The 12,515-nt window shown below is 52.4% G+C and carries 6 protein-coding genes; 5 read left to right on the forward strand and 1 reads right to left on the reverse strand.

The genetic code is table 11. From position 1 onward, the window contains the following. Window positions 1-364 precede the first annotated feature (364 nt). The 5 genes from FH871_RS23695 to FH871_RS23715 all read left to right on the forward strand — a co-directional run bounded on the left by FH871_RS23695 (window position 365) and on the right by FH871_RS23715 (window position 11,972). On the forward strand, window positions 365-6,724 hold the full coding sequence (locus FH871_RS23695) for a gliding motility-associated C-terminal domain-containing protein (protein WP_171062922.1): 6,360 nt from the start codon (window positions 365-367) through the stop codon (window positions 6,722-6,724). Between the two features lie 5 nt (window positions 6,725-6,729). Next, complete coding sequence (locus FH871_RS23700; protein WP_138993915.1) at window positions 6,730-7,719, forward strand: type IX secretion system membrane protein PorP/SprF; 990 nt, start codon at window positions 6,730-6,732, stop codon at window positions 7,717-7,719. Window positions 7,720-7,781: 62 nt separating this feature from the next. Further along, entirely contained in the window at window positions 7,782-10,124 is a 2,343-nt protein-coding gene (locus FH871_RS23705) for an OmpA family protein (RefSeq protein WP_229317529.1), read from the forward strand. Window positions 10,125-10,163: 39 nt separating this feature from the next. Further along, window positions 10,164-11,087: a PorP/SprF family type IX secretion system membrane protein gene (locus tag FH871_RS23710; protein WP_138993917.1), complete on the forward strand. Its 924-nt coding sequence runs from the start codon at window positions 10,164-10,166 to the stop codon at window positions 11,085-11,087. A 12-nt stretch (window positions 11,088-11,099) separates the two neighbouring features. Next, a complete protein-coding gene (locus FH871_RS23715) occupies window positions 11,100-11,972 on the forward strand; it encodes a glycosyltransferase family 2 protein (RefSeq protein ID WP_138993918.1) in 873 nt (290 codons plus the stop codon). Window positions 11,973-11,979: 7 nt separating this feature from the next. On the opposite strand, the gene FH871_RS23720 is transcribed toward FH871_RS23715, so the two are convergent. Next, window positions 11,980-12,459: a low affinity iron permease family protein gene (locus FH871_RS23720; protein WP_138993919.1), complete on the reverse strand. Its 480-nt coding sequence runs from the start codon at window positions 12,457-12,459 to the stop codon at window positions 11,980-11,982. Window positions 12,460-12,515 lie beyond the last annotated feature (56 nt).

The raw sequence follows: 12,515 nt of genomic DNA on the forward strand, positions 1-12,515 counted from the left end.
TTCGGGTTGCAGTGTGACGAGAACCGTCACCATAACGGTCAATCCCGTGCCGGTGGCAACTTTGGTGACAACCACCAATCCAACTTCTTGTACGGGTAACAATGATGGAAGTATTACGATCGGAAATCTGACCGCTGGCCAAGCTTATATTGTCAGTTACAAACGCGACAATGGCGAAGTGGTAACCCAAACCATGAATGCGGGTAACAATGGTCAACTTACTTTGAACGCTCTCACCGCTGGCTCGTATAGCCTCACGGTTTCAGTAGGAGGTTGTAACGGTGAGCCGCTGACAACAACGTTAGTGAACCCAGGCCTACCGGGAAAACCGCAGATTACAGTTTCACCTTCTGTAACCAGTTGTTTGGGTGGAACTGTAACCCTAACGGCCAACGGAGTTAGCGGGGCTAGTTTCCAGTGGACAGGCTCCGGCTTGTCGTCACCAACGGGTTCTGTGGTAACCGTTACCCCGTCGGTCGTTGGGAGCCAGGTTTATACCGTAACACAAACCGTAAATGGCTGCCAAAGTCCAGCATCGGAAAGTGTGACCATTACCGGAGTTGAGTGTACAACCTGTATAGCACCAACTCCGACCATTACGTGTACGACCACTGATATTTGTCCGGGCGACGCCGTTGAACTGCACGCATCTGATTGTGCCGGAATCATTATTTGGTCGACAGGTGCGACGGGACAAAGTCTCATTGTATCTCCCTATACATCAACGACCTACACTGCTCAGTGCCAATTGCCCAACTGCACCAGTGCGCCTTCGAAAGCAATTGTAATCCGGGTTTCTGACCCCCAACCACCAACGATTACGGCCAATGCGGTGGATGTTTGTGTCGGCGGAACGGTGAGTTTGACCGCCAGCGGCTGTGAAGGGAAAGTGATCTGGTCAACGGGAGCAACCGGGTCGGTGCTGACCGTTACGCCGGATGGGCCAACGACCTATTACGCCAATTGCCGCATTCACAACTGCATCAGCGGACCGTCGCAGGGCATTACGATCCGAACAGGTCCAATGCCGAAACCGCAAATTAGTAGCAATTCCAAAACCGTATGTCCGGGTGAAAACACAACCCTGACGGTTTCAAATTGCACTGGCATTCCGATGTGGTCGACGGGTGAGACAACGGCAGCGATTGTTGTGGCACCAAACGAAACCACTTCTTACACGGTAATTTGTAAGCAGGGCTCCTGTATCAGTCAGGTGTCGGATGTTTATACGATTACGGTTGTGAAGCCTCAGCCTCCGCAGGTCGACATCAGTGCTGACGTGGTTTGTTTGGGCGGTTCGCTGCGATTGACCGCCATGGGATGCTCCGGAACGGTCATCTGGTCCCACAATGCAACCGGTTCCAGTGTCAGCGTCATACCAACCAGTAACGTAACATACCGGGCTACCTGCAAAGTAGGAAATTGTGCGAGCGATCCGTCTCAGCCCCTTTCGGTGACCGTTGTCAATCCGGCGGCTCCCCTTATCAAGTCGGATAAAACGCTAATCTGTGCGGGTGAAGTCGTCACCCTGACGGCAGAAGGTTGCCGGAGTGGACAGGTAGTTTGGTCGAATGGCTCGACGGGCAATAGCCTCACGGTTATGCCGGGAGCAACCACCAACTACACCGCTCAGTGCAAAGAATACACTTGCAGCAGTGTCGCGTCAAATGCCATCACCATCAATGTGACCAATAGCAATGCGCCAATGCCAACGGTTACGGCATCAACAACGCTCATTTGTCAGGGTCAGCCTGTTACCTTGACAGCAACGGGTTGCGAGGGAGGAACGATAATCTGGTCGACGAGTGCGACGGGCAATACCCTGGTAGTGAATCCAACACAAACGACTGAATATTACGCGGCCTGTAAAATGAGTACCGGCTGTAATGGAACACCCGCAAAAGTGACGGTGCAGGTCAATACCCCTGCCAAACCAACCATCCGGGTGTGTAAATGTACGGATGGACACATTTGTCCCGGTGATGAAATTCGTTTGACGGTAGAAGGTTGCAACGGAGTTCCCCTTTGGTCAAACGGAGCAACGACTACCAGCATTCTGGTCTCTCCGACTGAGACCACGGTATATACGGTAGTTTGCCAGAACAACCCCTGCACAAGTGCTCCTTCCGAAGCGTACACCGTGGTCGTCAATACGCCAGTTTCTCCCGTCGTTTGGGCTTCAAAAACGGAAATAGAACCAGGTGAAACGGTTGTATTATCCGCTACGGGTTGCGCCGGTGGTCAGATTATCTGGTCGACAGGAGCGACGGGTAGCAGCATTGAAGTGAATCCAACGACAACGACCAGTTATTACGCACACTGCAAGATCAAGAGTTGTTTGAGTGAGCCGACTCCGGTCATTGTCAAAATCAAGGGAGAGTGCGACGTTCCGGCCCCGCAGGTTTCCGCGTCGACGCCCGCAGTTTGCTACGGCGGTTCCGTTACGCTGACGGCTACCGGGTGTACGAACGGTACGGTCATCTGGTCGAATGGTGATACGGGGAATAGCATAACCATCAATAATATTACCGGAAACCGCCCCTTCACCGCCATCTGTCAGTTGAATGAGGAATGTAAGAGTGTGGTTTCAAATGCCATTAGTGTATCGGTCGTAACGCTGAATCCGCCAACAATTGCTACCAATAGGGAAACGCTCTGTCCGGGAGAAAGCGCGAAATTGACCGCCGTTGGTTGTGTTGGTACGGTAACCTGGTCGACGGGTGGAACGGGAACCAGCATCGAGATTCAGCCGGGAACTACAAAAAGCTACTGGGCTACGTGCTCGCTGGGCAATTGTGTTAGTGAAAAATCACCGCTGAGTACGGTAAAAGTAGGTGCCCCGGTTTCGCCAACCATTACAGCCAGCAAGGCAAATGTCTGCTTCGGAGAGGCCGTAACACTGACCGCAGCCGGTTGTCCGGATGGGACGGTGGTCTGGTCAAACAATCAGGTCGGTTCTGTACTGCTCCTTACTCCCGACGTGTCGGCTACCTACTCGGCCATCTGTACGACATCGAATGCCTGCAAAAGCGGTCCATCGAATGAACTGACGGTATCGGTTTATCCGAAAGTGGCAAAACCACAGGTTGTTAACCTGACGAACCAATGCCCCTTTGCTACGGCCGATTTAACAAAAGCCATCAGCAGTTCGGTATCGCTGGCGGGAAGCGTATTTGAGTACTATACCAGTGTCACACCCGATCCGGCCAGCAAGGTATCGAATCCGAAGTCGGTTGAGGCCGGGACCTATTATGTTGTCGAGAAAACGGCAACGGGGTGCTTCAGTGCCGCAAGTCCGGTTATGGTGGTCATTATCAATTGCAACGACGTTGATCTTTGTAAGACCAATCCGGCAACGGCATCGGCGGGTTTGAATGCCACCATTTGTTCCGCAAAAGAATACAAGCTGAATGGCGTCATTGGTGGGGCTGCCACCAGCGCGGTTTGGACAACCAGTGGGTCAGGGACGTTTGACAACGCATCTTTACTGGACGCAACCTATAAACCGTCCCTGGCGGACGTCAATGCCGGGTTTGTTAACCTGACGTTCACCACGAATGACCCCGATGGAACCGGTTCCTGTCAGGCGGCTCAGTCAACGCTAAAACTGACGATTGAGGGCCTGAAGGTTCAGCCAACCATTTGGCCGGTGCGTGCAATCGTATGTCACGGAGATTCAGTCATACTGAATGCAATGTCCGATGGTTATAAGTATCTCTGGAATACGATGGCCACAACGCAAAGTATTGTCGTTAAAGCCAGTGGTATCTACTCCGTCCAGTTAGTCGATAGCAAGGGCTGTACGTCCATCCCATCCGAAGGGGTGACGGTAACGGTTAAAGCACCGATCGAATCACCAATTGCCCCGATGATGGCCCGCAATACCTGTCCGGGATCCACCGTGAATCTGGTTAAGCTGGTTGAAAACGATCCGGTTACGCCCGGTGGTGAATTTGAATTCCACATTGCGGACAACCCGGCCTCACCGATTGTGATGCGCCCGGATTCGGTCGGTCGCGGGGTGTTCTATGCCTTCGAGCGCAGCAACGCTGGCTGCTACAGTGCGTCGACCATGATTGATGTGGCCATCTTTGACTGCACGACGGACACTTGCCGGTCCGATCTGTACGTCTCTTACACGGTCGACAAGGAGCATCCGAAAGTAGGCGAGGTGGTGACGTTTGCGGTAAAACTGGGTAACAGAGGTGAATGTTCGGCCACGCACAGCGACATCCGGATTATTTTACCGACCGGCCTGGAACTGGTATCACCGGGTAATCTGGTGGTTGATGCCCACGGCCACCTGGGGGCCTGGCTCCCGGCTCTTGCTGCCAATGACGAAGTTACCTACTACTATTCCGTTCGTGTTCTAACCAAAGGGCCGATTGTTAATCTGGTAGAAATCACGTACCTCGATCAGGTGGATCCGAACCTGGCCAACAACAAAGCCACTGTCACTATTGAGGACTCTACGCCAACGCTGTCGATGAAAGTGGGGCTGGCGAAAGCACTCAAAGGGGTTCAACAGAAGGAGGAGACCTTGTTTGAGTTTACCTACGATCTGGCCATCACCAATTACAGTGACCAGGATGCTACCCAGGTTCAGGTGACGGATGACGTTCAGTCGGTTTTCGATCCTCATGTTATCGAATCCGTCGCTGTCTCCGTCGATCCGGCCTCATCGCTCAAATTGAACTTAGGCTATTCGGGCTGGGTTGGAAATACGCAACTTCTGAACAGCGGAAGTGTCGTCAAGGCTGGCGCAACGGAGCACATTCTGTTAAAAGTGAATGTCCGGCTTCACCCGGATGGCAGCCTGACGAAGACGTTCCTGAACAAGGCCTACTTGCTGGCGAAGCTCAACGGCCTGGAAGTCAACGACGCTTCGACAAACGGAGCCAGCGCTGATCCGGACCATGATGGCAACCCGAATAACAACAGCGAATCGACACCGGGCAAATTCGACTCGGCACCACCGTCGCCCATCGGTGTTGCCCTGGCCGTAACGAACATTGTTCAGCAAGCCGATAGCAGTTACAACGTCACTTTGAAGGTAACCGTTAAAAATTACGGTACGGCTGACCTGAAGCAGGTGCAACTGTCCGATAGTCTGGTGGCAGGCTTTACGGCCCCGGTTTCCTACAGTGTGGTGAGTCCGCCGGTGGTTGGTGCCGGAAGCACGCTGAAACCGAACGCCAATTACAACGGCAATGATCTGTCATCTCTGTTGGATGGGGCAAACAGCAGCCTGGCGGCTGGTGCTTCTGACACGGTTCTGGTAACGATCAATGTCAAACCCACTGGCGAGTTGGGGCCGTTCTATACGCAGGTTGTTGGGACAGGGATTCATGCGGATTCTCTCGTGACGGATTTGTCGAACAATGGGTTTAATCCGGCACCCATCGGGAGCGTGCCCACTGGGTTCCGGTTCGATCTGCCGCCTTCGCTGCTGGGCGTAGCCAAATCGGTCAGTAAACTGGAAGACCTGGGTTCGGGGGTCTACAACGTCACCTATACCATTAAGCTAACGAACCTCGGCTCAGATGATCTGAAGAATGTTCAGGTGGTTGACAACCTGACCGAAACCTTCGGCAACGATGTTTTGATTGGGCCCGGTAAGCCAACCCTGACGGCAGAGGCCGGTCTGACGGTGGACTCGACGTATACGGGTCAAGGAATGTTGACTCATCTTCTGGTCGACTCCCTGAGTACGTTGCCGAGAGGAGCCTCCCGCAGTGTCAACCTGACCGTACGGGTCGATGTCCGTAACAGCCCCAAAAACGTCTACCATAATAGTGCCATTGCCAATGCGGTTACGCTCAATGGCAGCACGATGCTGACCGACACCTCGACGGCTGGTTCCAATGTTGATCCGGACAACGACCTGGATCCCAGAAACAACAATACGCCAACCGCAGTGACCTTGTTCGGCTTGCCAGTGACACCAAATATTGGGGTAGCAATGGCCGTGAAGGACACGACGCGGCAAACCGATGGCAGCTACAACGTGACGTACCAGATTATCGTGAAGAATTACGGATTGACGGACTTCACGGACGTACAGGTGAGCGATCAATTATCGGAGGTGTTCAATACCACTACCGGAGCTACCTACAGCGTGGTTGGAATACCGGTTGTTTCAGCGGGAAGCGGTTTGCAAAGCAACAGCAGTTTCAACGGCGATTCCGACGCTGCCCTTGTGGCATCAGGAAGCAACCTGGCGGCTGGGAAGAGCGACACCCTGCTGCTGACGCTGAATGTGAAAACCGACGGCCGGACAACGCCTTATCTCAACACCGTGTATGCGAAAGCCATAGCGGGAGCCGATACCGTCAGCGACACCTCAACCGATGGTTTTGAACCGGATTTGAATGGAAACAATGATCCGACAGAGGCCGATGAACGCGTAGCAACCCCCTTGATTTTCAACCAGAATACCGACCAGGTGATGATTCCGGAAGGATTCTCGCCCAACGGAGATCATATCAATGACCTGTTTGTCATTCGAAATACGGGTGGTGCCACGGTTAGCCTGGAAGTGTTCAACCGATGGGGAAACACGGTGTACCGGAACCACGATTACAAAAACGACTGGGACGGATCGACGAATACCGGTGTACGGATCGGTTCCAGTTCGAAAGGCTTACCGGATGGTACTTATTTCTACATCGTTGAGTTGAGCGATGGCCGCAAGTTTATACGATACATGACGATTAATCGCTAAAAACAATGATACGCAATTTTACCATAAAGATCGGAAAAGTAACACTACTGCTGGTTGGTATAGCCGGGGGTAGCCAGGTTCAGGCGCAGCAGGACCACATGTTTTCGCAGTATATGTTCAACATGATGGCCATGAATCCCGCTTATGCCGGGAGTCGCGATGTGTTGAGTATGACCGCATTGTATCGGAACCAGTGGGGGGGCATTGAAGGCGCTCCGCAGACCACCACCTTCACGATCGACATGCCCGTCAACCGGGAGCGGATTGGGTTGGGTTTGCAATTGTTCAACGACCGGATCGGTGAATACAGCACCACCGGTGCGTATGCCTCATACGCATTTCGGATCAAAGTGGGGAGCCGTTCAACCCTGGGACTGGGGATTCAGGCGGGCGCGAGCAGCTTTCAGGCCGACCTCTCCAAAGTCAAAACCGATCAGGGGAATGACCCGGCTTTTGCACAGAACATCTCTAAAATTCTACCCAACTTTGGTACTGGAATTTACCTGAGCAACGACAAATCCTATATTGGGATTTCGGTACCGCAGTTGATTAAAAACCGACTGACGGATTATAGTTATGGCTTACAAAAAGCCACGCAGCGTCGTCATGCCTATGCCGTGGCTGGTTTTGTGGTTCGTTTGAGCCCGGTATTGAAACTGAAGCCTTCCACCCTGGTGAAATACGTGGAAGGTGCTCCGCTGGGCATCGACGGGAATCTGAACCTCTGGATTGCAGATCGAATATCCATCGGTACATCCTACCGTCGGAATCAGTTTAACAGCTACGAAAGTGCCCTGAACCATGGCGAAGTCTACAATCAGGATGCAATTGTCGGCATTGTCGAAGTGCAATTGTCGGACCAGTTGCGCCTGGGCTACGCGTATGATCAGATGCTGAATAAACTGAAAACCTTCAAGCTGCCTTCCCACGAAATCATGATTCGGTATGAACTCGGCTTTGGTAAAAACAAAATTCTAACGCCCCGGTATTTCTAGGCCCGACGGGAACCGCTGCCAAATTTCCCCAAACCATGCGCTGTTTTTACCTGCTATGTTGTATGGTCGCTTGCGTTGTCGGGTCAGTGAGGGCGCAGGCGTTGCTCAGGCAGGCGGATCGCCAATTCGATAATCTGTCTTATCGTACGGCCATCGACCTGTACGAGCAAACGCTGAACCGTTCCGAATTGTCGGAAGAAGAGCGACTGGCTACGTTGTCGAAACTGGGTTATAGTTACCGGCAGGTTCGGGATACCCAAAATGCCGAACGGGTGTACCGGATTCTGATTGGCCAACTGAAGCAATACCAGAACGACTACGTCCCTTGTTACCTTTACTACGCCCAGGCATTGGCCAGTAATGGCAAATACAAAGAGTCGCAGGAAATGTATGAACGCTACAGCAAACTCCAGCAGGATGACCAGCGGGGAAAACAGTTTTCCAAACTCTACCATGACGTCAGCATTCTGTCGCGGAATCCCGGGAATTATAAGATAGAATTTCTGGAAATCAACACCACCCAGGCGGAATTCAGCCCAATGTATTACAAGGAAGGGCTGGTTTTTGTAACGTCCAAAAGGCCCGGCAATGCTTTGAAGCGCGTTTTTAGCTGGGATCATTCGGCATTCCTGGATCTGTATTATATGCCGGAAGCGGCTTTCAAGGGCGAAACTGTGGCCAGCCTGGGCGGGGCGTCGGCCAGTCAGCGAAAAAAGCGGGCGAAGAATCCGCGAACGCTGGGAGAAGATGACTATACCGACCCCACAGCCAATGACAGCCGGACGGTGGGTTTCAGTACGGGAGCCGCAGGGTCATATACAGCGGAAAGTTCATCGGAAACCAAACGGTTTGGAGGAACGCTGAACACCAAGTACCACGAAGGCCCCGTGGCGTTTACGAAAGATGGTTCGAAAGTATTCTTTACCCGCAACAACTACAACAAGGGAAAATACCGCGAGAGCGCCGACGGGATCAACAAACTAAAGCTGTATGTGGCTGAAGAACGGAATGGTTCCTGGGGAGAAGCGCAGGAATTACCCTTCAACAACGACGACTATTCAACCGGTCATCCGGCTTTGAGCCCGAACGATAAAATGCTGTTTTTTGCGTCGGACCGTCCCGGCGGTTTTGGAGGTACGGATTTGTATGTCTCTACCTTGAAGGACGGAATATGGTCGGAACCGCTCAATTTAGGCAAAGACATCAACACCCAAGGAAACGAAATGTTCCCGTTTGTCGACGACCGGGGCAACCTGTACTTCTCGTCGGACGGTCACCCCGGTTTGGGCGATCTGGATATTTTTTATGCCCAACTGACCGACCAAACGGCGGTGAAATCGGTGCAGAATATTGGCGAACCACTCAATTCTTCGAAAGACGACTTCGGTATCGTCACCGATGGCGCCCGAATGTTGGGATATCTCAGCAGCAACCGGTTGCGGGGCGGGAGCGACGACGATATTTACCGTTTTAAGCGGGAAGGCTCCCTATATGCCTGCCGTGAACTGACCATCCACGTGTTTGACAATCAGACCAAACAGCCCCTCGGAAATGCCCGGCTTGACCTGGATCAGAAAGACGTTCAGGATGGGAAGCGGCAAACCCAGACCGACAGCGAAGGCAATATCCGGATTTGCCTGGACCCGGAAAGTGATTTTAGGATCACTGCGGCCATGACGGGTTATCAGTCCAGCCTGTTGGGGTTTTCGACCAAAGGATTATCCGACGATCAGCCCCTGCGATTGGAAATACCGCTGGACACGGTCCCGATACAGCCTGGACATCCGCTGAAATCGAAGGTTCGGGGGCGAATTTTGACCCATACGGAACGGCTGCCCATCGATGGCGTTGAAGTGATTTTGCGAAACCTGTGCGACAGTACGGTTTTGGAAATGGTAACCGGGCCGGATGGCAGTTATGAATTTTGGGTCGATCCCGGTTGTGAATACATCGTTGAGGCCCTGAAAGATTGCATGGGCACCACCGGAGCCCGTATTTCACCCGCGGCCAATGCCAACACGGAACTGACGATGTTTCGTCAGGGCGATATTATTGAAATCGATAACATCTACTACGATCTCGATAAATGGGATATTCGACCGGATGCTGCGCTCGAAATGGATAAACTGGTCGCTTTGATGAAAAAATACCCGGCGATGCGAATCGAGATGCGGTCGCATACCGATAGTCGGGGGTCGGCGGTGTATAACATCACGCTGTCGATGAACCGGGCGATGGGGGCTGTGACCTATTTGCGGAAAAACGGCATTGCATCCCGTCGAATGAAAGCGACTGGATACGGCGAAGGCGTGTTGCTGAACAATTGCAGAGATGGCGTGAAGTGTACGGAAGCCGAACATCAGCGTAATCGGCGGACAGAAATTAAGATACTTCAGGTTGAATAGCTTTACTTTGTACTTTCGTACACCCAACACGCCCTGTGAATGATTCGACCGCTCGTCTTGAAATTAACCCTCCTCATCGCCCTCGTCACGGCCGGAAGCCAGGCGGTTCTGGCACAACGCGAAGTTCTTTACGCCCAATACCTGAGTAACCCGCTGACGATCAACCCCGCCTACGCCGGGAGCCGGGAAAGCCTGACCATGTCGGCCATTTTTCGCCGGAAGTGGTTTGGACTCCAGGGACCGGGTTTCAACCGGATTACCCAGTCGTTCGGAGCCGATGGCGCGCTGTCGGGTGGCAAAGTGGCCATTGGGTTTCAGGCGTTGAATGATCGGATGGGACTCTATTCAGCTACCGGTTTTTACGGTAGCCTGGCCTATCGAATCACGTTGCCGTCTATGGCGAAACTGTCTTTTGGCGCTTCGGGCGGAATCAACGTCATTCCCATTTACGATCCGGCCAGCAGCACGGGAATCAACAAAGCCATGCCGAGCGTCGGTGCCGGAGTATATTACGAAGCTGAACGGTTTTGGGCCGGTGTGTCGATGCCCGAGTTGGTGAACCGACCGATTACGTTAGGAACGGGTCAGAATGCGTCCATCCGCTACCAGCGCCCCTTGTTCATTAATTTCGGTGGACGCATCGCTGCGAGCGAAGGCGTCGATTTTCTTCCTTCCATTCTACTCACCCAGCAAACCGGCTATCCCCTCGGAATTGACCTCAATGCCAGAGTCTGGATTGAAGAAAAACTGGGATTGGGAGTTTCCTACCGGGCTAACAACAGCACCCTGATCACGACCATGAACTATATTGTGGCCCTGGCCGAATATGAACTGTCGAAGAGCATTCGGGTAGGCTATTCGCTAAGCAGCAAACAGGTTGAAAACCCCTTTTACGCTCAAAAAAGCGTTCACGAAGTGCTTTTTCGGTTTACACCAAGTCCGACTAAATTCAGATACCAGTAAGCGGATGGCTTTATGAAGGTTTCCGGTTTTAGTTTCATCCGCAATGCCCTGCAATACGATTACCCGATTGTGGAAGCCATTCAGTCCATACTCCCGCTGTGCGACGAGTTTGTGATTGCAGTCGGGCGTTCCGAAGATCAAACGCTGCGCCTGATTCAGTCGATCCAATCGGATAAAATTCGGATCATTGAAACCGTTTGGGACGATTCGTTGCGCGAAGGCGGACGCGTGCTGGCGGTCGAAACCGATAAGGCACTGGCCGCAATTGCCCCGGATTCCGACTGGGCATTTTACATTCAGGGCGACGAAGTGGTGCACGAAAGATACCTGCCAGCCATCCGTGATGCGATGAAAACGTATAAAGACGATGCGCAGGTGGAAGGATTGCTACTCAACTATTTACACTTCTACGGTTCTTACCGGTATGTGGGAGACTCGCGCCGGTGGTATCGTCGGGAGGTTCGCATCATTCGCAACAACGGCAACGTGGTGGCTTACCGGGATGCACAGGGTTTTCGGACCCGAGACAACCGGAAGCTCAACGTAAAACTTCTTGATGCCACGGTGTATCACTACGGTTGGGTAAAACCGCCCGACCGGCAAGCCGACAAACTCAGCAACTTCGGGCGATACTGGCACAACGACGAGCACATGGCCCAGTCCCGCAAAGAGCTAAAAGGATTTGATTACCGGGGGGTAGACTCCCTGGCCTTGTTTGAAGGTACGCACCCGGCGGTCATGCAGGCCCGGATCGAGCGAATGAACTGGCAGTTCGATTTCGACATCCGGCAGAAGAAACTTTCGTTTAAAAACCGTCTTCTGAAAGCCGTCGAAAACCTGACCGGGTGGCGAATAGGCGAATACCGAAATTATAAGTTGTTGTAAGCCAAGGCTACGTGTTTTTCTTTCTGGTCTTGTCTTTCCCCTGATTCTGCATTTTTTCCTGATGCAATTCCTCCGCTTCTTCCACCGAGTGCGACTCCGTTACCTTATTCTCCTTTTTCGCTTTTTCAACCAGAACCCCGTAAAAGCGATGCAGGGTAACGAGTTCATCCTCCGACAGATCTTCAATATTGAGCAGCCGGTTGCTGGCTTTGTGGTGAGAAGCAATCAACTCATTCAGTTTGAGTTGAATGGCCATTGAATCCTTGTTCTGCGACTTCTGGATCAGAAATACCATCAGAAAAGTGATGATCGTGGTACCGGTATTGATCACCAGTTGCCAGGTATCGGAATAATCAAAAAGTGGCCCGGTAATGAGCCAGACAACAATAGTTAGGAAAGCGAGTAGAAAGGCGGTTGAACTGCCCGTGGCTTTCGTAACCGCGGTAGCGAAGTGTTCAAATACAGCCACAAATCCTTTTTTGTTCATGGTTAGCTGGGGTATTTTGACATGCGTTTTGGTGATTCGGACTGTCAGACGGCCGA

This window comes from Larkinella sp. C7 (assembly GCF_006149005.1).
Classification (GTDB): domain Bacteria; phylum Bacteroidota; class Bacteroidia; order Cytophagales; family Spirosomataceae; genus Larkinella.